At 32.5% G+C, this 22826-nt stretch carries 19 protein-coding genes and 1 tRNA gene; 9 read left to right on the top strand and 11 right to left on the bottom strand.

Annotated elements, in window-relative coordinates:
- Positions 1-39 precede the first annotated feature (39 nt).
- The 3 genes from I3217_RS05350 to I3217_RS05340 all read right to left on the bottom strand — a co-directional run bounded on the left by I3217_RS05350 (position 40) and on the right by I3217_RS05340 (position 4957).
- Entirely contained in the window at positions 40-1419 is a 1380-nt protein-coding gene (locus I3217_RS05350) for an FGGY-family carbohydrate kinase (RefSeq protein ID WP_435048717.1), read from the bottom strand.
- 20 nt (positions 1420-1439) lie between these two features.
- Positions 1440-2720 carry a sugar isomerase gene (locus tag I3217_RS05345; protein WP_435048716.1) on the bottom strand — a complete coding sequence of 427 codons (1281 nt, stop codon included), beginning with the start codon at positions 2718-2720 and terminating at the stop codon, positions 1440-1442.
- 131 nt (positions 2721-2851) lie between these two features.
- Positions 2852-4957, bottom strand: coding sequence for a bifunctional aldolase/short-chain dehydrogenase (locus I3217_RS05340; RefSeq protein WP_435048715.1), 2106 nt, complete (start codon positions 4955-4957; stop codon positions 2852-2854).
- A gap of 189 nt (positions 4958-5146) precedes the next feature.
- Here I3217_RS05340 and I3217_RS05335 point away from each other — a divergent pair, with 189 nt between their 5' ends.
- The 3 genes from I3217_RS05335 to I3217_RS05325 all read left to right on the top strand — a co-directional run bounded on the left by I3217_RS05335 (position 5147) and on the right by I3217_RS05325 (position 7944).
- On the top strand, positions 5147-6193 hold the full coding sequence (locus I3217_RS05335; protein WP_435048714.1) for a GntR family transcriptional regulator: 1047 nt from the start codon (positions 5147-5149) through the stop codon (positions 6191-6193).
- Positions 6194-6413: 220 nt separating this feature from the next.
- Positions 6414-6487 (top strand) — tRNA-Arg (locus I3217_RS05330).
- Positions 6488-6720: 233 nt separating this feature from the next.
- Positions 6721-7944, top strand: coding sequence for a site-specific integrase (locus I3217_RS05325; RefSeq protein WP_435048713.1), 1224 nt, complete (start codon positions 6721-6723; stop codon positions 7942-7944).
- A gap of 209 nt (positions 7945-8153) precedes the next feature.
- On the opposite strand, the gene I3217_RS05320 is transcribed toward I3217_RS05325, so the two are convergent.
- The 3 genes from I3217_RS05320 to I3217_RS05310 are packed head-to-tail and all read right to left on the bottom strand — an operon-like array spanning position 8154 to position 9608.
- Positions 8154-9083 (bottom strand): HipA domain-containing protein, encoded by a 930-nt coding sequence (locus tag I3217_RS05320; protein ID WP_435048712.1) that lies wholly within the window; start codon positions 9081-9083, stop codon positions 8154-8156.
- Positions 9076-9390: a HipA N-terminal domain-containing protein gene (locus I3217_RS05315; protein ID WP_435048711.1), complete on the bottom strand. Its 315-nt coding sequence runs from the start codon at positions 9388-9390 to the stop codon at positions 9076-9078. Before I3217_RS05315 ends, I3217_RS05320 begins: the two co-directional genes overlap by 8 nt.
- Before the next feature lie 8 nt (positions 9391-9398).
- Entirely contained in the window at positions 9399-9608 is a 210-nt protein-coding gene (locus tag I3217_RS05310) for a type II toxin-antitoxin system Y4mF family antitoxin (protein WP_435048710.1), read from the bottom strand.
- Positions 9609-10669: 1061 nt separating this feature from the next.
- On the opposite strand from I3217_RS05310, the gene I3217_RS05305 reads away from it, so the two are divergent.
- From I3217_RS05305 to I3217_RS05295, 3 genes are all read left to right on the top strand, one after another.
- Positions 10670-11662, top strand: a complete 993-nt coding sequence (locus tag I3217_RS05305) for an aldo/keto reductase (RefSeq protein ID WP_435048709.1) — start codon at positions 10670-10672, stop codon at positions 11660-11662.
- A 265-nt stretch (positions 11663-11927) separates the two neighbouring features.
- Positions 11928-12104 (top strand): histone H1, encoded by a 177-nt coding sequence (locus I3217_RS05300; protein WP_435048708.1) that lies wholly within the window; start codon positions 11928-11930, stop codon positions 12102-12104.
- A 309-nt stretch (positions 12105-12413) separates the two neighbouring features.
- Entirely contained in the window at positions 12414-13250 is an 837-nt protein-coding gene (locus tag I3217_RS05295) for a DUF932 domain-containing protein (protein WP_435048707.1), read from the top strand.
- A gap of 607 nt (positions 13251-13857) precedes the next feature.
- Here I3217_RS05295 and I3217_RS05290 read toward each other — a convergent pair.
- Genes I3217_RS05290 through I3217_RS05270 form a run of 5 tightly spaced genes read right to left on the bottom strand, consistent with a single transcriptional unit; the run spans position 13858 to position 18817 of the window.
- The gene (locus I3217_RS05290) at positions 13858-14931 is read right to left on the bottom strand and encodes a hypothetical protein (protein WP_435048706.1); all 1074 of its coding nucleotides are present in this window, start codon (positions 14929-14931) and stop codon (positions 13858-13860) included.
- A complete protein-coding gene (locus I3217_RS05285) occupies positions 14918-15748 on the bottom strand; it encodes a DUF6602 domain-containing protein (RefSeq protein ID WP_435048705.1) in 831 nt (276 codons plus the stop codon). The genes I3217_RS05290 and I3217_RS05285 overlap by 14 nt, the downstream gene beginning before the upstream one ends.
- Entirely contained in the window at positions 15741-16205 is a 465-nt protein-coding gene (locus I3217_RS05280; protein ID WP_435048704.1) for a Mov34/MPN/PAD-1 family protein, read from the bottom strand. The genes I3217_RS05285 and I3217_RS05280 overlap by 8 nt, the downstream gene beginning before the upstream one ends.
- On the bottom strand, positions 16202-17851 hold the full coding sequence (locus I3217_RS05275) for a ThiF family adenylyltransferase (protein WP_435048703.1): 1650 nt from the start codon (positions 17849-17851) through the stop codon (positions 16202-16204). Before I3217_RS05275 ends, I3217_RS05280 begins: the two co-directional genes overlap by 4 nt.
- Positions 17852-18817 (bottom strand): SMODS domain-containing nucleotidyltransferase, encoded by a 966-nt coding sequence (locus I3217_RS05270; protein ID WP_435048702.1) that lies wholly within the window; start codon positions 18815-18817, stop codon positions 17852-17854.
- 358 nt (positions 18818-19175) lie between these two features.
- Here I3217_RS05270 and I3217_RS05265 point away from each other — a divergent pair, with 358 nt between their 5' ends.
- From I3217_RS05265 to I3217_RS05255, 3 genes are all read left to right on the top strand, one after another.
- Entirely contained in the window at positions 19176-20951 is a 1776-nt protein-coding gene (locus I3217_RS05265) for a ParB/RepB/Spo0J family partition protein (RefSeq protein ID WP_435048701.1), read from the top strand.
- 787 nt (positions 20952-21738) lie between these two features.
- The gene (locus tag I3217_RS05260) at positions 21739-22071 is read left to right on the top strand and encodes a single-stranded DNA-binding protein (protein WP_435048700.1); all 333 of its coding nucleotides are present in this window, start codon (positions 21739-21741) and stop codon (positions 22069-22071) included.
- A gap of 73 nt (positions 22072-22144) precedes the next feature.
- Entirely contained in the window at positions 22145-22588 is a 444-nt protein-coding gene (locus I3217_RS05255) for a JAB domain-containing protein (protein WP_435048699.1), read from the top strand.
- Positions 22589-22826: the final 238 nt, after the last annotated feature.

The following is a 22826-nucleotide window of genomic DNA, read 5'->3' as shown; positions in this document are numbered from 1 at the left end:
TTCTGATACAATTACATTAAAAACAGGTGTTTTATTGAATTAACTAATAATAAAGGGCACATGTTTTTTTAAAGCGTAATTGTGTTTTAAGAATTTTGAGTTTAGTTTAACATCTGAGATTGAAATGGCTGCACCTAAGGCCGACCCTAAAGATGAGGTGGTCGTGCGTAATTTCATGTCTCTAAGGTAATGCGAGAGTAAATTTATATACACATCGTTGGCTGTAAATCCGCCGTCTATATATAGTTTTTTAATTTTTGTAGCGCCTTTGGCTATTTCTATGCTTTTTACCTGTAACAGGACAATTTCAAGCATTAAATGATGATACGCTGTTTCGAAACATTTGTATGGTAACGTATTAAAATCAATGTCTTCTGTATTTAACGCATCGGCTGAATCTAAATTAAAAATCGGTTTAAAGTTTTCTGTAATTTTAGTATACATTTCGTAATCAAAAATTACGGTTTTATGGTAATCATCGAAAACGCGATAATGCCTTGCTAATTTCTGAACATTCTGGCGGTAAAAATTACCTAAGAAAATACGAGACGATTTAACAGCTTTACCATTAATACGCATATAATTAATACAGCCTTCTTTAATGTCGTTTTCGCTTAGCTGACCATCGAAAAACGGATTTAATGAGATGCTCCAGGTTCCTGTCGATACCAATAAAAACGGTTTTTTTATGCTTCTTACATACGGTAATAATGCCGAAGAACTATCGTGAATGCCTACACCAATTTTTATGCGTTTCCCATTATAATTCATGTTTATACTGGTTTCTGTAGAAACAATAGGAGGTAGTATTTTGTGTAGCTCTTCTTTATAAACCCAGCTGTGGTAATCTTTTATCTGATAATTCCACAGTGCAGTATGGCAACCAATGCTGGTGTATTCGCTTAAAGGAATACCCGTAAAGATGTAACTTAAATATTGAGGAAAATGTAAACTGTATTTTATTTTTTTAAAGACGTCAGGTTTGTAGTGTTTAAGCCAGTATAACTGCATTCCTGAGTTTAGCATTCCGGAATTGGAAGAGCCTGTTTCCTGAGAAAAGGTGAGTTCCGGTCCGTATTTGTCGTAAAACGAATCGATACACTCTTGGTCCATGGGTTTGGTGTAATTGTATAATGGGGTTAACACCTTGCCTTCGGCATCCAGATGTACAAAACTGGCACCGTAAGTTGAAAAATTTATGGCTTTAACTTTATAGTCTTTGTTTTCAAGAATTTTGTGAAATAAATCCTTTAACCATTCCTGTAAAGCTGGAAGATTTTCGGTTGGATAACCGTCTTCGTCTTTAATTTCTTCAAATCGGGTATATGCTCTGTATACTTCCTTGAAATCTTTATCGAATAAAAAGAATTTTTTGTTGGTTTTTCCTATGTCAAATACTGCGGTTACAACTTTTTTCATTAGTTAGTCATTTAGGTTAGTTATAATCCGGTTGCTATGGTATATTTTCCGCGTTCTTCAATTAAAGTTTCTCTAAGGTTCAGGCCTCTATAAGTAGCTAAAGGGTTTAAAGCACCTCCAGATTGTAATCTTGCCTGAGCAATTAAAGGTCTGACATCGGTACGATAAGCCTGTTGTAAAATTTCCTGACAAGCTACGACATCGTGAGCCAGCTGTGCTTCTTTTAAAGCCGTTTGGTTAACAAGCAGTGCTTTAGCATAAGCTTCTTGTATAGCTTCTAAAGATTGAATTAAATCTTCAAGAGGATCTTTAATATTATGGCTTGCATCAATCATCCAGGATAATTGTGGGTTTTGCGGATTGTTTTGCATACCGTAAACCAGTTCATTAAAAATTAAGAACAGGGCATAAGGTTTAACGCTTCCAACAGTGATATCGTCGTCTCCGTATTTGCTGTCGTTAAAGTGGAACCCTCCCAGTTTGCCTTTTAACATTAAGGTAGATACAATTTGCTCGATGTTAGTATTCGGTAAATGATGTCCTAAGTCAACCAGCGTGTATGCCTTGTCTCCACAGGCATTTGCCAGCATAAAAGATGTACCCCAATCCTGAATAACCGTACTGTAAAAGTTAGGCTCGTAAGGTTTGTATTCAATAAACATTTTCCAGTCGTCCGGAAGGGTTTTGTATATTGATTTTAAACTGTTTTCCGTATGTGTTAATGCCGATTGGAAATTATGCTGTCCAGGAAAATTTGATCCGTCTGCCAACCATACCGTTAAACTTTTAGAGCCTAATTGTTCTCCAATTGTTATTACTTCCTGGTTGTGGGCAATGGCCTGAGCTCTTACAGCTTCATCAGAATTGCATAAAGAGCCGTATTTATAAGTTTCTTTTGCATCTGGTTGGTCTTGGAAGGTATTTGAGTTTACAGCATCAAATTTTAAATTCAGGGCATTAGCCTGTTCTTTAATGGCTGTGTAATCTTCCGGTACATCCCATGGAATGTGTAACGAAACAGCTCCAGCTGTTTGTGTAAGGGCATGGATTAAACCAACATCGTCTAATTTTTGAGATAAATTTGAAGGTTCACCATAAAACGAAAAACGCCCGAAACGTGTTCCTCCGGCACCAAGAGCCCAACTGGGAATAGCCACTTGAAATTTGGCTAAATCGGCTACAATACTATTTGTGTCTATATTTTTTTTAGCCAATGTGCTACCTAAAAAATCGTATTGATTTTGATGATCTTCTATGGATTTTTTATTGAAATCGGCTATGTGAGATTGTGATAATTTCATAAGATTTGATTTTTAATGAAACCTTTCAGGGACAAGAACCCTGAAAGGATATACATAACTAACAAACTAAAAAACAAATTAAATAGTAAACTAACAATAAACTAATTAAAATGTAACTTGATTACTTTTGATTAACGTACAAAAGCATTTGCCATTCCGCCATCGACATTGATAATGTTTCCGGTAGATTTATCTAATATTGCAACTAAAGAGAATACTCCGTTAGCAATATCTTCTGGATAAATAATTTCATTTAATAAATTACGCTTAGCGTAATGAGCAGGTAATTCTTCTACAGTAATACCATAAGCTTTAGCGCGTCCTTCGGCCCATTCGCCTTCCCAGATTTTACTACCAACGATAACGCCATCCGGATTAACCGTGTTAACGCGTATTTTATCTCCGGCAAGTTCTGCGGCAAGTAGTCTGGACATGTGTTGTTGAGCAGCTTTAGCCGTACCATATCCCACATTATTTGGACCCGATACCAAACCGTTTTTGCTGGCGATATTAATAATATCTCCTCCTAAATGTTGTTTTCTTATAATACCAACAGCCTGCTTGGCCAGCTCGAATTGGCCTTTTACCAGAACATTTTGTAAAATATCCCAGTCTGCTTCTGTAGTTTCGGCAAGTGGTTTTGAAATCGCCAACCCTGCACTGTGTACTATAATGTCTACCCCTCCAAATTCTAAACACGCCTTTTTTAGTGCTTCAGAAATAGAGTCGGTTTTTGTAACGTCGCATACCGCATAAGCAGCAACATCTCTTTTATAAGTAGAAACAGCTTCTTTCAGTCGGTCTTCAGAAATATCACTTAAAACCACATTAGCACCTTCAGCAGCCAGCTTATCTGCTATAGCCTTACCAATACCTCCGCCGGCACCTGTAATAAATGCTACTTTTCTTGAAAGCGGTTGCTCTTTTGGCATACGTTGTAATTTAGCCTCTTCCAGTAACCAGTATTCTATATCGAAAGCCTCTTGTCTTGGTAAAGAGGTGTATTCTGAAATAGCTTCAGCACCACGCATAACATTTATGGCGTTAATATAAAATTCGCTGGCTACACGTGTGGTTTGTTTGTTTTTTGCAAAACTGAACATTCCTACACCAGGGTAGATAATTATTACCGGATTTGGATCGCGCATCGCCGGACTGTTATCTCTTTTACAGGTGTTGTAATAGTCAGCGTATTCCTGTCTGTACTGCTCAAAAGCAGGTTCCAGTTTTTTAAGAACTTCAGCTGTGTCTGTAACATCTTCACTAGGATCTAACGTTAATACTAAAGGTTGAATTTTAGTACGTAAAAAGTGATCCGGGCAAGACGTTCCCATAGGAGCTAAGCGCTCCAGGTCGTTACTGTTAATGTATTCCATGACCACATCGCTGTCGGAGAAATGACCGATCATACGATTTTCAGAAGAACAAAGTCCGCGTAATAAAGGCATTAATTGAGCAGCTTTTTCTAATCGCTCTTCTTTTGGTAAGCTTGATACTTTTTGTCCTCCAAAAACGCTGCCTTTTTCGGCGATTTTTTGTTCAATATATTCTGAAGCTCTTTCGATAACTTCCAGACTGTTAACATAACATTCGTAAGAAGTATCACCCCAGGTAAATAAACCGTGACTTCCTAATACAATACCCCTGATTCCCGGGTTCTCGGCTAAGCATTTTTCCAGTTGTAAGCCTAAATCGAATCCAGGACGCTGCCATGGCACCCAGCCCATAGTATCTCCCCAGATTTCTTTTGTTACTTTTTCGCTGTCTTTAGCTGCAGCGACAGCAATAAGGGCATCGGGGTGTAAGTGGTCTATATGTTTAAATGGTAGTAAACCATGTAAAGGCGTATCAATAGATGGCGCTTTACTGTCTAAATCGTAAATACAGTGGTTAAACAGTCCAACCATACGATCTTCATCTTCCAGACCGCCATAGACATTTTTTAAATTGCGTAATCTTTTGGTGTAAAGACCTGCAATTCCGGCGCGGGTTAATGTTCCGATATCTCCTCCGGAACCTTTTACCCACATAACTTCTACATGATCTCCGGTTAAGGGGTCTTTTTCGATTGTTTTACAACTTGTATTACCTCCGCCATAATTTGTAATTCTTAAATCGGCTCCTAAAATATTAGAACGATATAAAAATAAAGCAACCTGATCGTCTCCTAATTCGGCCGCTTTTTCATTGTCCCAAAGGTAATCTACGTGGTTAAATTGTTTAACAAGATTATCCATATTTGTGTTTTAAAATTAATTTGTGTTTGTAAAACTAAATGATGAGATAAATTAATCTGTCCTGTACTATACCGTTTTCGTTAAAAAAAATATTTAATACTTATATTGTAATTAATAAATCAGAATTGTTAGTAAATTGCACAATCAATAAAAATGCCCTAAGAAAATAAAGAAAATTGTTTTTTACCGATGATTGATTTTATTAAGATTGACGAAACCTCAAGAAAACCAAAATATAAGCAGATTGTAGATGCCATAATCTATAATATTTCAACAGGAACTTTAAAAGTAGACGACAAAATTCCTTCTATAAATAGCTTTAGTGAAGACTATTATTTATCGCGCGACACTGTAGAAAAGGCCTATAGTGTATTAAAGGAGCGTAAAATAATTTCATCTATAAGAGGAAAAGGGTATTATATAACGCGTACCAAGTTAATTTCTAAAATTAATATTCTGTTTTTAGTAAATAAACTAAGTTCTTATAAAATGCGTATTTACAATTCGTTTGTAGATAGCATCGGGGGGAATTCTCATGTGGATCTGTTTATTTACCATTGCGATGAGTCTTTGTTTTTAAATTTAATGGATAAAAGCCTTGGGGCCTACGATTATTATGTAGTAATGCCTCATTTTAAGACAGACGATTTAAAACACGTAAGCTTTACCGAAAAAATTTTACAGTCTATAAGTCAGATTCCTAAGGATAAACTTATCATTATGGATAATAATAACAATAAAATTAATAAGACTTCGGGATCAATAGAGATTTATCAGGATTTTGAAAATGATATTTATGAAGCTTTAGAAGCAGGTTTGACTAAAATTAGAAAGTATAAAAAGATCTTTTTGATTTATCCAAATAAGACTGTTTACCCATATCCGAGACGAATTTTACACGGATTTCGAAAATTCTGTGTGAATTACGATATGACTTTCGAAATCATCGATGAGGTTTACGATGATATTATTTTAAAAGAAGGCGATTTATTTGTGATTATTGAGGAATCGGATCTGGTAAGTCTAATAAAGCAGATTAGAGAAAGCAGTTTAGAATTGGGGCAAAACATAGGAGTTATTTCTTATAACGAAACACCTTTAAAGGAATTATTGGGAATAACCGTGATATCGACCGATTTTAAAAAGATGGGGGAGCGGGCAGCTCAGATGATTTTAAATAAAGAAAAAGGTAGAATTAAGAATCCGTTTAACTTTATAGAACGAAAATCGCTTTAATTTTTAAGGAGTTTTAAATTTAGGGTTCATTAGAATAATTTCGAATGCGTTCATCTTAAGGTGTGTAGGTCTATTTGTGTCAATGGTGCTAAATAGAGGTATTCTAAGGAATAAAAATTATTCTAAAAATAATTGATTTTATATTGTGTAGTTAAGGAAAGCTATTTATATTTGCACAGCTTTTCAGAAAGGCACTTTCAGAATAGTAATATTCTTGAATGGTCGCGTAGCTCAGCTGGATAGAGCATCTGCCTTCTAAGCAGACGGTCACAGGTTCGAATCCTGTCGCGATCACTTTTTTACATTTCAAAAACTATTAAAACCCTGTAAAACTTATGATTTACAGGGTTTTATCTTTCTAGGACCTTTTGTTTTGACTCATATTATAAGGCATAAAATGTCAACAATTCGGTCAACAGTTTGAAAAACACAAAAAGTGTTGACCGAATTAAGACTTAAAATCCTTATTTTTAGGCTATTGATTTGATTTTCGTCTTAAAAAATGTTTAAACTAAAAGACGATTATTATGAGTACACGTTCAACGTTTAACCTTTTGTTTTGGGTTAATACTTCGCGAATTAAAAACAATGAAGTTTCACTTTATGCTAGAATTACTGTAGATGGTAAAAGAACCAACATTAGTTTAAATCGAAAAATTACACTTTCGTTATGGGATTCTAATAAAGGAAAGGCAAAAGGAAGTAACCAGGAGTCCAAAGCCTTGAATAAATATTTGGATCAGCTAAGAGCTAAAATTTATCAGTCTTATGAGGACTTAATCAGTGAGGAAAAATTAATTACCGCTCAACTTATAAAATCCAGATTCTTAGGAGAAGATAGAAACTTTAAAACACTTTTGGAATTGTTTGAATATCATAATGAGATTTCAAAAGAGAAATTGACTAGTCATACACTTAGACATTATAAAGTGACTCAAGGATATTTGAAAAAGTATCTTGATATTAAATTATCTACCACAGATATTAAACTGCGAGAATTAAGTTATGGGTTTATAGTAGATTTTGAATTTTTCCTTAAATCTTATCAGCCTGAAGACCATCAAAGAAAGATGGGACATAATACGGCCATGAAACATCTTCAACGACTGAGAAAGATGGTGACTATGGCTTATCATATGGAATGGATAGAGAAAGATCCCTTTGTTAGGTTTAGAACCTCTTTAGAGAATAAAAGGAGAGATTATTTGTCTAAAAGCGAGTTGGTTAGTTTGGAGAAGTTTAATTCATCAGTAGGTCGACTTAATTTAGTTAGAGATCTTTTCTTATTTAGCTGTTACACAGGAATCTCGTTTATTGATATTCATGATTTGACAGCAGAACACATTATGTTAGGAATTGATGGAAATGATTGGGTAATAAGCGAGCGTCAGAAGACTAGTACATCCATTAGAGTTCCATTATTGCCAAAAGCGAAAGTATTGGTGGAAAAATATAAAGAACATCCAAGAGTGATGAATTCTGGAGGAGTATTTCCAAAGATATCTAATCAAAAAGTCAATAGTTATTTAAAAGAGATAGCTGATTTATGTAAAATAAACAAGAATCTAACTTTTCATATAGCTCGGCATACGTTTGCTACGACGATTACCTTAAGTAATGGAGTACCTATTGAAACAGTTTCCAAACTATTAGGTCATACCAAAATTTCGACTACCCAAATTTACGCTAGAGTTTTAGATCAAAAGGTGAGCGAGGATATGGGAAAACTTAAAGAGGTATTATCAAATTAAAAAAAATGACAATGAATTATGTTTATTATAATACACAATTCTGTGGCTTACAGTTGTGTATTATAATAAACATACAAATCATTTATAGTTGTACCCGTTAAGCTTTCTTATATTAAGCTTAAATGAATCCCTAATTTAAATTTATAATTACTTTATTTTTTGACTGAATACATAAAGTAGACGATTTTATGCAAGAGAAGGTTGTGAATCTAAAGACCAAACAATTTTAGTCTATTGTCCAAAATTTTAAAATACTTCTCTTTCATTTCATTGGAAAGAAATGATATGTCTATTAGATTTTCCCATTTAGGAACTGTATTTTGCATTTCCTTTAGTATTATTGCTATTGTTTTTTCATTTAATAGCAAACGTTCTTTTGCGTAATAATCAATAAAATCTTCGGCCTTTAAATTACTTTTCTTTCCTTTTAGGGTTAAAGCAATTTCTTCCTCCGGATTTTTAATGGCTATGCTTGAATTTAAAAAGTCATATATAGGAGCTAACGTTGTTTTTCCATTTTTTGTTATTAATGAAAAGTTTTTCAAGTGCATATCTTCATTTCCAGAAACAAAACAAAAAAGGATTCGCTTGAAAAAATCAGCTTTTTCAATTGCAGGAAAGGAGCAAAATTCATCAATTACAGGAATTAACTTTTCCATTGAAAAACGATACTTCGTGTCTCTTGTGTTACCTGTTAATTGAGCAAAATCCTCGGTTGCGTATTTTTTACCCTTACCGTGTCGATCAAAACGTTTTATAAAGTAGGATAAGCTTCCATCTTTACCGTAAACCATACCATGAAAAGGAACTTCCAAACTAAAAGCCTTAGCCATTCGCATAGTTAAATCTTCATTTTCAGGTAGCTGAGGAAATAAGTCATTTTGAGGTTTTACAATGTATGTTCCAAATTGATCTACAATTTTAAACGCTTGGTCAACTACTGAAATCGATGCACTTAATTTAGGTTGTACTCCTTGAATAGATAATTTCTTTGCTCTATTAGCGGCTTCTTGCCTGAGCTCGGCTGCCGTAAATGGTAAATCATTCAAATGCGTTAGTTTAGGAGTTATCTTTCGAAGCCCTTTTTCACTGTATTTATTGTTTCCACATAATTCATATGTGATAGGACATCTATTCATTTTCTATCAGTTTGACTGTTACAGCACCTACTAAATCATTTCCAGTTGCAATGAGTTGAGAGAAATAGTCTTTTTTATCTATTTTGGCAATCTTTAATAAACCTTCTAGCATGACACCTTCGGGTAATAATCCTTCAAAAAAAGGAGGGAATGAAGTGTAGCTATATTTTTTATGGTCGATAGGCATGGTTAGAGAAATAGCCTCACCATCATAATTGTCATCATATTCAAAATAATAATTATTAGAAGAGTCTTCGGTTAACAATCCAGCTCTATTTCCATGTATCATAACAATTGCTTTTCTCATAGTGATTATTACTTGGTTAACGGACTCTTAAATTCAATTTTAATGTTCAAGACTTCTAGAACGGCTAAAAGGTTATTCCAACGAACAGTTTCTTTATTTTTTTCAATATCAAATACTGTTGTTTTACCTATACCCGCAAGGTTAGCCAATTCTAGTTGTGTAAGCCCTGCTTTTTTTCGATGGGCTTTTATTAAAGATCCTAAATCTAAATCATTCATTTTTTACTGTCTAAACAGTAAAAATACCTAATTATTGAGTGCTAAGCAATTATTGTTTGCAAAATTTTATTTTTTACCGTTATAGCGGTAAAATCAGCTGGAGAGATGTTAAATTTAAATAAATTAAGAGTGTTAATATACTTAATTGCCGTTATGGCGGTAAAAATTTAACAGAGTTATTTGAAAGGAAAAAATTGAGTATAGTCGAATTTTAGTTAAGACCTAATTTAAAAGTGTTAATTAAACTAGATCACTATTTTCGCTATTAATGATTCTGGTTGTTCCTATTATCCAATAGAGTTTCAAAATATATTTATAATTGTACTAAAATCCATGTTGTTTTTATTTTGATGTTTAATCGGATAAAATCCGATTAAATGTATTAATTATGATAACGTGTAAAAGTTCAAATGTCTTGATAAATTAGTTTATTAAATAAGTTAACTTAATAGCAAAAGCTAGTTATAGTGAGCTAATAAAATTGGGATAAGTTTAGCATATTCAAATTCCGTGAAACATCCATTATATTATACTTTTCATCAATACTTTGACTACATCATAATATTTACAGCATATGTTTATCAATCTCGGTCCTATCTAGCATGTGTATTATTCAATCAAATTCTCGATGTACTAAAAAGGACTATATTCAATCTTATTTAATTCTTTGTTAGTTAATTAAGTTTGTTTAAAAATTCAAATTAGTAAAATAATACAAGTTATATTTTGTTCTAGTTTACCCTTTTATAACTGTATTTTACCAATAGTTCAGAATTAAGTTTAGTTTGAGTTTAAGAGTATTCCCTTTGTTCATATTATGTATAATCATGAGTATATTAAAATCAGTTTATAGAATTCTTAGTTTTATAAATAAAAGTATAAATAGATCTGCTGTTAGTTTAAAATTGCAAATCGTATTCCAAGCTTATAGTAGCAAATACATTTTACTAATATTTAGATGTGTTTGGAGGAGTTAGGATTAATGAAAATGTTATTAAATTAATATGTTATAACTTTCCCTAAAAAAAGATTATTTAGAATTATAAAATAAGTTTTAAAAAATGGAATATAAACCTGATAGTAATAGGTATGATGGTATGGAGTATAGAAAGTGTGGAAATTCGGGGTTGAAACTTTCTGCAATATCATTAGGGTTGTGGCACAACTTTGGGCATTCAAATGATATAGATAAAATGGGATCCTTAATCAGGACTGCTTTTGATAAAGGAATTACGCATTTTGATTTAGCTAATAACTATGGTCCACCACCAGGTTCAGCTGAGGAGAATTTTGGGAGAATTTTAAAATATGATTTTAAATCCTATAGAGATGAAATGGTGATTTCTACAAAAGCAGGATATAAAATGTGGGAGGGACCGTATGGAGACTGGGGCTCCAAGAAATATTTAATTTCTAGCCTAGATCAAAGTTTAAAAAGGCTAAATCTAGATTATGTAGATATTTTCTATCATCATAGACCTGATCCAGATACACCCTTAGATGAAACTATGCGAGCTTTGGATTTAATAGTAAGACAGGGAAAAGCGCTTTATATTGGCATTTCAAATTACCGACCAAGAGAGGCTAGTGAAGCAATAAAAATGTTGAAGGATTTGGGAACACCTTGTATTATACATCAACCGAAATATTCGATGTTTGAAAGGTGGGTGGAAGATGGGCTTTTAGATTTGTTAGATAAAGAGCAAATAGGGTGTATCCCTTTTTCTCCATTAGCCCAAGGTTTGTTGACGGATAAATATTTAAAAGGAATTCCAAATGATTCAAGAGTAGTAACAAGTGGTCAGTTTTTAAAGTCAAATGATATTACGTCTGAAAAAATATATAAAATAGGTAAGTTAAATGAAATAGCTAAAATAAGAGGTCAAAAACTAGCTCATATGGCCTTGGCTTGGGTTCTGAAAGATAAAAGAGTGAGTTCTGTTTTAGTTGGAGCAAGCAAGCCACAGCAAATTTTAGACTCTATAGAGTCTCTTAAAAATACAAGTTTCTCCAATGAAGAGTTGACTGAAATTAATGAAATATTAATTAGTTGATTATTTTGACTATTGTGATTTTGATGTTTTTTGTTATGATTCCAATAGTGCTTGATTTGTATTTGCTTAAGGTTGCTAATCATCCGGCATCATTTTCAATAACTTTTAAGAGTTAATGGACTTCTCTTATCTTATCATATAATTTAAATCCACTAGGTATGGTTTTCAATCTTCGTCTTATTTAGCTAGGATTCTAAATGAAGGAATAATTTGATTGTAATTATTTTTTTTAATTTCGTGACTAATAATATAAATGTCTCAAACTATGAAAGAACTTTTTGAACAAATCAATGCTCAATTTGAAAGCTTTAGTGCAGATGCTAATGCACAAATTGAAAATGGAAATAAAGCAGCTGGCACCAGAGCACGTAAGGCTACTTTAGAAATTACCAAACTAATGAAAGAATTTCGTAAGGTGTCTTTAGAAGCATCTAAAAAATAATTGGTTATTCGTTAGAAATAAATCCCTTCAAAATTTGAGGGGATTTTTTGTTTATAGTTATTTTGAAATACTATCTATTTCGTTTTACCACTCACCATTAGTAGCTATATCTTTATAATTCTAATAATATTAGAGGAGTAATAAATAATCAATATCTGTACAAAGGTAAACTCGTAAAATACACCCATCAAAAGACTACGGCATAAAGCCAGACAAGCCATTGTCTTATTTATTCCGTTTCCTTTTGAGCTGAGATTTTAACTTCCGTTTGAGATTGCTCAAATATTGTTTAATCTAAATCTATAAGTTATGTATTTACACAATTTAAAACAGGATGACATCTTTGTTCCATCAGAATTGAAATCCTTAAAAGACCTGACGCAGATGGAATCCCGAAGAGGACTTGAGAATGTGATAATTTCAAATGGCAAAATTGTTAATGTAGTTTCAAATAGCTACGGACATATTCCTAATCAGTTATTCTTTAAGAAAGCTGAAGACATGTTAATTAATGCGCAACTAAATTATCATAAGCGCACAATCAATAAAAATGACAGGTCTTTTATAACTGACTTTATAATTGATGATAAAAATCAATTCACAGTTAAAAATGAAAAGGATTTAATTTTACCAATGCTTCGATTTACGAATTCTTACGATGGTAGTGAGAAAACTTCGGGTCATTTTGGATTTTATCGAAAAGTATGTTCAAATGGTTTACATGTTTCTCAAAGCCAGATTGAGTTCTCCATTAAACATAATAAAAATAACACACAGCTAATTATGCCTAAATTAAATAATTTGTTTGTGAAATTTCTTGATAATGAATTCTATGCTATAACCAGGAAGTTTGATAAAATGAGAAGTATTAAAATTATAGATACTAAAGCGTTTGTTAAGTCAATATTAGATACTACAAAATTATTTAAATATGAATGCAGTGATAAGAATACTGATCCTTGTAAAAAATCACGTGAAGTAATTGAAATATTGAATTATGAAGCTTTGTTGCTTAATGAAGAACCAAATTTATGGTTAGGATATAATGCATTTAATGCAGTATTGCATAATACTTTAAAAAAGACTTTTGGACAACAAGAACGACTTGATAGATCGCTTTTTGAAACGATATATGAACTGGCCTAAATGGTTCAAATGGTTTATCCAGTACCATAAACTGGATTTTTTTTTGTTTTTAGCTTGAAGATGATCAGAAAGAAATAGTATAAAATATAGAATGACAATAGCTCAGATTCTCTACTTATGAGCAGTGCCTAAATATGGGACGGGGTCAAATATTGTTAATACTATACTAGTAGTATTTCTATTATAAGGCTTGTAAAGAAGTATGTCAAATAGTTTTAGTGGCCTTTTTTATTTTCAAGTAAGAGATTTTTTTTCTAAGCTACTAGATGATTTTATTGTATTTAGGAATAAGATAAATTAATATGTCACATTTTTTATCCTTAAATATTAATACTTTTAGGTTTAATTCTTATCCATAGAATGTACCAGTCATCACGCAAGCAAATTAAATTGGTGAACAGAGGAAAAATCTTACTTAGAAAAAGATGTTATTAATGAAAATTTATTGAATTTAGTAGTGTCCTTAAAAGGGTAAGGCTACAAATAATTATTGTATGTAAATTTATAAAGAGTTGAATATATTCAGGTTATTTTTTGATGCCTTTAATCAATTATATTCGTTTTATTTTTTTTTCAATTTAATTGATGAGGGAAGACAAAAACGTTACTAAACTTTCTCAGGAAAATAATCATGTAAAGCGTTTTTGTCTTTTTCAATATCCATTATTACTATATTAAGTATTGATTTAATTTTTTTCTTTTGACCTTCAGTAAGGTTATCTGTCAAAGAAATCATAGGATTGTCTGGAGCTTTTATACTTATGGTGTCAATATTATCTTTAATGAAGTTTAAGGTCATCAAAAGTTTTCCATTTAACCCTAAAGGAATAACATTTGTTTCAAACGCTTTTATGGTTAATTCTTTAATTAAAATAGACTTTAAAGGTAATTCTAACTCTGTCTTTAATAGTTTGATTAGTTTAATGATATCTATTTTGTCGTTTTGATAATCTCCAAATTCTTCCTGTTTTTTTGGATTCATTTTCAATTTTCTACTTCCAATACATAAATCAGGGTTTTTATATAGGTTGTAATCATTTTTTCCCCTAATAAAATCAGTTCTTAGTACAGGAACAATGTCAATTGTTTCAATTTCGCCATCAATGTCAAAGATTAAACCTAATGAAACTTTTTGTTTACGAACCTCAACCAAATTAATATCCTTAAAGTTGTCTTTCAAGAAATAGTAAACCGTGTTGTACATATTATATTCGTTTTTAAAACTTGTTTTTTTAAACTGAATTCTAATATCTAAATCGGAAAGCCCACTAAGAGCTGTGCCTTGTTTAACAGAGCCTTGATTAGAGACTTTACCAAGTATATCATTACGAAATCTAAATTTAAGCTCGTTTTTTATTTTTTGCCCCGTAATCAAAACTTCTTTGTCTGTCTCATCTGTTTGATAAGAATCAATAGCAGAGACTAGATATTTAATTTCATCAGCTTCACCTAAAATTTCTTTACGAGAATTAAAAACAGAGAGGAATAGATTGATTAGGCTTGCATTTACTGCTCCAAGTATAGTTCCTAATATTCCTGCTAAAATTAACGACTGGAAATCGAATTTCAATTGAGGGTTTTTCTTTTGGTATTTAAGTTGTTTAGAGCTATTTGAAATTAGGCCGATAACTCCCCCAATAGCGGCTCCAAACTGTAAGTTTTTTTTACTAGAGTTCTTCATCCAATGTCTCTCCTATAGTGGCCAAATATGATTTTAAATCAATTGCAGGAACAGTGCCAATAGCTTGTTGTAAGTATCTGGTAAGTTGCATGAAAAATGTAACCATTGAATTCTCTTTTTTACTAAACTTAACCGTTTCTATTGACCTGTTTTCATAAAAATCAACAAATTTATCAAATCCTTTGTCCTCTATCTCCTTGTTGGGGGTGTAATCAACAACAAAGCATCCATAATCTGCAATGCACCCCATGTCAATACCACTTAATCCTTTTTGATTTGATAGATGGGATTTAATAGCCTTGTTATCATTTTTATGAGAAAACGAGTTTGTACTTGCAAGAATTCCTCCTACTATTTTTGTAAGTGGTCTAGGGTTATGTCTTAAGCCTGAATTTATCATATTAGTACTTGTACGTTTTAATTTTCTAACACTTTCTATCTTTTCAGCAGCATATTCTATGTATGTTTGGTTTTCTACATTTCCTTTTATATCTGGTTTTACTTCAAAGACAGCATAAACTCCTTCAGCAGGGATATAGTGAAACCCATTTTGTGAAAAAATAAAAGGAGTAAACCAATTGTCGTAAATAACAATGTCTATTTGTTGGCTAGTATTCCCTTCATGGTCAATAACTATAGCCTTATCCACACTGTATCTGTTTGGTAAATATTTTTGTAACCATTCAATCCAAGCATTTTCAAGAGCGTCTCCTTTAGAGCCAGGATGAGTTATATAATCTCTATTAGTATTTAATTGGGCTGTCATTTGACTCTGTAATCCTGCAAAAAGTTCATTTAAGGGTATTTTTTTACTCATAAGGCAATAGTTTTCTGTTGTCGTAAATATAAAATGTTGCTTGATTAAGTTTATCTGAAGAAACGCTTAAAATTAATAGTATGGGGTTTTTTAGATTAACACATGAAGATGACGCAATATTCGCCATTGCTGATAAATCAGTGTTGCTAAATTGTGTACTTCCGTTTGGGTGAGTGTGCCATTCCCCAATATAGTATTCTTTTTTGTTCTTGAATAGGGTTGAAAAAAATGTATTCATTCCTTCGGAATTTCTTTCAAAGTTATATCTGTTTCCTTTGTAACTTTCAGGGAGAATAAAATCTGTAATGAATAATGTGTTGAAATCATCCGAATACTTTCCGATTAAGAATCCTCCAAACTCATTTGGAAAATGTTGGATGCCTATTTGACTAATTTTTTCTAATAATTTATTATCTATAGTTAGTTCAACTTTTCTTTGTTTATTGTATAGTCTCAATACTTCACTATTTTTAAATTTGATGAATCACTTTCAATCACGAAATTGCTTTTTCTTATTCCTGTTTCGTATAAAGTATGGATATGTTTTATTGCCATTTGTGCCAATAACGATATGTCATTATAAGACGCTTTAAAGGTTGGATTCCAACAGCCTGTTGGGTTATATAAATCAGATGTATCGTTCTCTAAAACATTAGTAAACTGATTCATTACAAAGTTGTAGGCGTTAGGATAAAAAGCGCAGACCAATTCTTGAGCAAAGTTTGTAATGGATAGATTTATCAAATCACATTTCAATTTAAGAGTATCGAGGATATACATAAGGTCGTTGTCGGTAGTACAATCAAAAACCAAATCGTATTGATTGAGGTTTTCCTCAAAACTACTTTTTTCGCCTTGTTCTTTGTGGTATAGTTTTATGATTCCTTGAAAATAGTCTTTCTCAACTATGTTGGTTTCAACAAATGGAGAAATCGTACCTAGAATAATTTTTAATTCTTCTGTTTTATCTATTAATCCAATATTAAACTGATATTCAGACCGACATACATTTTCTGGTTCTTTGACGTCATAATCTGCAAAATCGATATATTTACAGCCGCATCTTGTGAGTGTTTTAGCGACCATGCTTCCTAATGCTCCTACTCCGATAATCAGTATTTTCTTTTCTGTGAAGCTTTGTGAGAACGAACCTCTTCCGAAAAAATACTTGTAAGAGGAATTCCTAGTAATACCCCAATTTATTTCTTCATCATTGCGAAATACAGTAATCCAACTACCTTTTGAATCAGGAACTCCAAGAATCGGAAAATTTCCAATTTCCAATAAAGCGACTTGCCAATGTATATTTACTTCATCAATTTTATACCCCAGAAAAACAGGGAACAATTTCCCTTTTTCTGTGATATTATTTTTTTGAAATTCTAGCAAAAAGTTTAAAAATGCTTGAGGTAGGTGGTCTTGTAAATCTATCCATTTAGTAAATATGAACTTTCCGTAAATAGCAGGTGGCACTTCTATAAATAAATAAGCACCATTATATGAGATGTCCATATTCTTGTAAAGATTGCTCCATTGGCAATCTAATTGTTCTCCATTTTTTCTAATGAAAGTTTGTATTAAATGGTTTGAAATTGAATGGCCTCTGTATACTCCGCTTTGAAGGGCGGTAATTGTTACATCTCCAAATTCCCCTTTTGCAAAACTGTGTCTTGTATCTGTAAACAGAAATGAGCGATACTGGTTGTTTATTAGTTTATCTTCAACTATGATATGTTCGTAATGATCGTCTTGGTCTTTATTTATGTAGTATTTAATGATCCAATTCTTCAAAGAATTGAAGTCATAATTTAGCTTTGATTTTAAAATGGTGCTATGAGATGTATGAATACATATTGCACCATTACTCATAACGTGCTTGTAGTTTATCAGATTCAAATTTTTAAATTTTATTGAATCTGTATCATAATTTTTTAAAGGATAACATTTGTATACTTCGACTTCAAATTCCAAAGAGTGTGATAATTTTTTGAAAGATATTTTAACTTTCCCTTTTATCAATATATCTTCTTCTACAAAATCATAAGCCTTTTCTACAAATGGAATATCGCTTATCAACATTTTAACATCATCCGAAAAGGCCATTTATCCGAATCTTTCAGTTTTTGGAGGTGTTGAATATGCTGCTGCTCCTGTTTTTATCCCGTAGCCACTGTTATTGCATGATTTGTCATCATCTTCAAAATCTTTATTAGTAGGGAAGTAGCCTTTGATATTATCGCTATGGTTATTAATTCTTTCGATAATAGTTTGCATTCTATTGGATAAATTGCTTTTTTCCCAACCTTCCAAGGTATCCATCAAATCATTGTTGCTATTTCCTGGGTCAATTAATTTGAAACCATCTTTTGTAATGTTGTCTTTTATGTATTCCATTACTTTCTCTAATTTTTCCCAGAGGTTACCTGAAATTTCTTTTTTGTCAAAGGCTTTTATGGTAATGAGTTCCAGTAAAAAGGATTTATATTCTTTACCATCGTTATTGTTCCATATTTTCAATAATCGAATAATCTTTCTTTCATTTTCTTTTGCTTTTATATGCTCAATTTGTGACTGTATACTAGTCTGTATGTAGGTGCTACAGGAAATTAGCCCATAGTTTCCGTTAACGAAGAGATTTAATTTACTGTCATCTGGATATTGGTCTTTATTAAGTTCTCTTCCTGGAACAATATCTAAGCTAATTACATCTCCATCTTCATCCTGGTCAAAAATTATCCCAATTGATACTTTTTGTTTTCTTATTATGGCAACTTCCTTATATTGATCTTGAAGAAAATCATAAAGGCTATCAAACATTTTATCTAGTGTATCGAAAGAATCCTTTTTAAAAGGTACAACCACGTCTAAATCAAATTTTGTATTTATCGCTGTATGTTTTTTAAATGAACCTGAATCAAATACAGTATAGATATTAGTTCCATAATGTGATTTTAATGATTCTTTTACCTCATTTCTTTTAGTCTTGAATTTGTCTACTAGATTTTGAACGTGGTTCATTCGATGTGTTTCCAGTACATTTTGTAGGTGTTCGTGGTTGTTTGTTGTCATCTTTGTAGTTATTTATTTTAAGAATTTACTGTCAATAATATTGCCAACAATTAAATTAATTGGTAATAAGTAGTTATTTAGAAATTTTAAGTGACAGGTTGTCATGTAGTAGGCGTTTTTGAAACTTATTGTTTATGATTGGTTTTTTTTAATGTAAAGGAGGAGGTATTGAGAAAGGTAAATTATTATACAATATTCACCAAAGTTAAACTCGTAAAATATTTGCTTTCAAATTTGTCTGCCTAAATAATCGGAACCCCCAAAGGTTCCCCCAATTTTTTACTCGAAAATTTGAGTCAAAATTTTATCTTCCGTTTGGTGCTTGCTCAAATATTGTTTAATCTAAAATTTAAGTATTATGACAACAAGAGCAAAAAGTACCAAGACAAATGCATCAAAAGCCGTAGTAAAAAAAGCTAAAGTTGATGCCTTAAGAATCGAGATTGTACATCTGGAAATTCAGAGGATTCAATCGGATCTTGATCAGCCCAGAAAAACATTCGATGAGAAACTTTTAATTGAATTAGCCGAAAGTATTAAAGCGCACGGGGTTCTTCAGCCCATTACCGTCCGTCCTTCAGGAGGTAATTATATCATCGTGATGGGGGAGCGCCGGTTCCGAGCTTCGAAATTGGCTGGATTGGAAACCATACCCTGTATGGTGAAAGAGTACTCAGGAAACGACATCATGGAAGTGCAGATCATTGAAAACCTACAACGTCAAGATGTAGAACCCACAGAAGAGGCAGAGGCAATAGCCTATTTAAGTGAAAAGTATGAGCTCTCGGAGATCGCCAGACGTTTAGGAAGAACCGACCATTTTATTCGTCAGCGATTAAAACTGGCGGGGCTTATTGAAGGATTTAAACATTTTGTGCGTTCTGGTGAGATGTCTTTAAAGCAGGCTGTTAAAGTTGGATTGTTTGAGCCACAGGAGCAGGCTTTGATGCTGGAATCCATAGGAGAAGATTTTAATGCTTATTTGATAGACCGATTAATACAGGAGCAGTCCTTTGATCTGGAACGAGCACCCTTTAATGTTGAGAATAAGAGTTTAATTGAGAATGTTGGGGCTTGTGTCACCTGTTCGTTTAATGCAGCAAATCAGGGTCATTTGTTTGAAGAGGGAAAAATGATTTGTACTAAGGCCATATGCTACGAGACGAAAAAGCGTAAAGTATTCACAAATCTTATAGAACAGGCTAAACAAGAGAATATTCTGTTAATCCCAGAAATAAGAAAGTATTGGGTGAGTGATCAGAATAACCAGTTGATAATTAGTGAGCTTGAAAAAAACGGTATTAAAGTCTATTTGTTAGATGATCTGGAGGTTATTGAGAAACCAGAGGAGCCGACTTTGGAACTACTTAAAGAAAAGTATAGACACTATGATTATACAGATGAAGAATTACAAGAGGATTTAGATGAAGCTCTCAAGGAGTATCAGGAGGAACATCAGACGTATAATTCGGCAATAGATAATGGTTTTGTGAAAGGTATTGTGTTTCATCCCGAAACATACCGCTATAAAGAATGCTATGCCATGATTAAAGATGTTGAGGCCAGTGATTCCAGTAGTCATGCTATTCCTGTTTCAGAACGAAAAATGGCCGACTGTACACCAGAAGAACAAATCATAAAGATTAAAGAACGTGAACAGCGTAAACAACATATTGAAAATAATAAGTTGTTTGAACAGGTTTCTTCAGAAATCAGAGAAGCCGGATATCTTGATTTGGATAAGGCATTATCTAAAGATGAGATGATTGCCATGACCATATCACTGTTTGAAAACAATGTGGGTTATATCCAACAGCAAAAGTATTATCTGGAGTTTTTCGGAAATACTTTAAAGATGAGTAAAGAAGAGATCTACAAGGACTTCAGAACACATTTCAAAAAAGAAATGTTTAATAAACTCATCAGGTTCTTACTAATTAAGCAAGTACATTTTGGAGAAAGTAATCATACCAATAACTTGACCAATATTGCTTTTTATCAGGCTATGAAGGGCTTTTATAAAGCTAAAATGGAAAGTACAGAACAGGAATTTGAAAAGGAGACTCAGACCAGAGCTGAACGCATACAGCAGCGCATCGTGAAACTGGAGCAGAAAGGTCAGGGTGCTGAGTAGTTTTTGTTGTCGAAAGAGAAATCAGTTGAGATACTGGTTTCTTTTTTTTGTATGCTTTTCATTGTTGTTTATAAATTACATTCCAGTACATTCCTTAAATGTTTTTCAAACTATTTAAGAAAAGCACTTCATGAAATAATCTTGGACACAGACTTAAAATAAAAAGTGATTATACTTTTATTGATTTTTTGATTTTAAGCCAGAGTCCGCTGCCACTGCGTCATCCAATTTAAACTTATACAAGAAGTAGAAATCATGTTTTGATTTTATTTATTAAGGAAGCCAGAAATGCCATTTTCTTGACGGCCATATCGGCAAAGTCTTCTCGTGACTTTGCTCGCTCTGTCCTAAAAATACCATCTCTGTCAAGCATTTTAAGGGGTTGGTAATGTTTGAGGCCTTTATTGGTTTTTGGTACAGCAAAAACCAGGCATAGCCTAAGTCGCTTCTATTATGAATTCTCATAACACCGCACGCTTAACTTTCCGTACACGCACGTCGTCATGGTTTTCATAAGAAGGCCTAAGGCTATAATGGAACTTGTAAAGACCAAGTAAATTTTATCAAAACTTAAGGTTTCTACTTCCTTGAAAACCTATGGACCTGCCTGACGGCAGGCAGGTTTTACTACGTCGCAGACACTCCTGAACTTTTGATAAAAGTCTTGACAAAACCCACCTCAAACATGGTCCTCTTTTAGAGAGAACTATACAAAGCACCCCTTAAAATTCTAGTTTAATTAAAATCAAAACAAGGGGTATTTATTAACCTTTTAAATTTTTTTATCATGAGTACAATTAAAAACAGAGTGCAGTTAATCGGTAACGTAGGGCAAGAGCCAACAATGACCATTTTAGAAGACGGAAAAAAGTTAGCCCGTATTTCATTGGCAACTAATGAGCACTACAATAATAAAAAGGGAGAAAAGCAAACCAATACCAGTTGGCACAATTTAGTAGCCTGGGGTAAAAAAGCAGACATTGTAGAAAAGTATGTGACAACAGGCAAAGAGATTGCCGTAGAGGGAAAATTAACTTCCAGAAGTTATGAGGATAAAGAAGGCATAAAGCGATATGTTACAGAAATCACCATTAATGAAATCCTGCTTTTAGGAACTTAGTTAAAAAAAGAGGGGAGCTTCATTTAGCCCCCTCTAATTCTCTTAAACCTTTTAACGCTTTAAATCCAAGCTTATGAAAACTAAAGTTAATGAAATCCAAATACGATACAAAGAAAATTTAAAAACATCTCAGATAATTAGTTGTTCTGAGGATGCAAATAATATAATATATGACAATTGGGATAAAGATACTATAGGAGTACATGAAACTTTTAAAATCTTACTCCTGAACAATTCCAATAAAGTGAAAGGCATTTTTGTCTTATCATCCGGAGGAATAACAGGAACGATAGTTGATATCAGAATTTTATTTGCTACCGTTTTAAAGTCACTAAGTACAGCTGTGATATTAGCACATAATCACCCCAGCGGAAAACTTAAACCAAGTGAAGCTGATAAACAGATTACTCGCAAAATAAATCAGGGTGCCAACTTTTTAGATATTAAAGTGCTGGATCATATTATTATAACTCCAAGTGGCGCTTACTACAGTTTTGCAGATAACGGAATTTTATAATTTTTTCATACAATGAGAATAAGACCTTTGGTGTTTCAAAGGTCTTTTTTTTTTGTAATTTATTAAACGAACTCAATATGAAATTGTCGTTTTAAAATTAAAAGACTTTTAAAATCATTTTGTTTAATCTTATATCAATACAATTAAGTACAAATCAATTTTTCTCTTTTCCTCTTATTATAATACCTTAATAAAGAGCGCTTAATAACTTGAAAATGTCATAATCTATCAATTGTTA

It is taken from the genome of Formosa sp. S-31 (assembly GCF_051172795.1).
Taxonomy (GTDB): domain Bacteria; phylum Bacteroidota; class Bacteroidia; order Flavobacteriales; family Flavobacteriaceae; genus Formosa.
The sequence above is the reverse complement of the archived record's forward strand: the minus strand, read 5'-3'. Positions and strand labels throughout refer to the sequence as shown.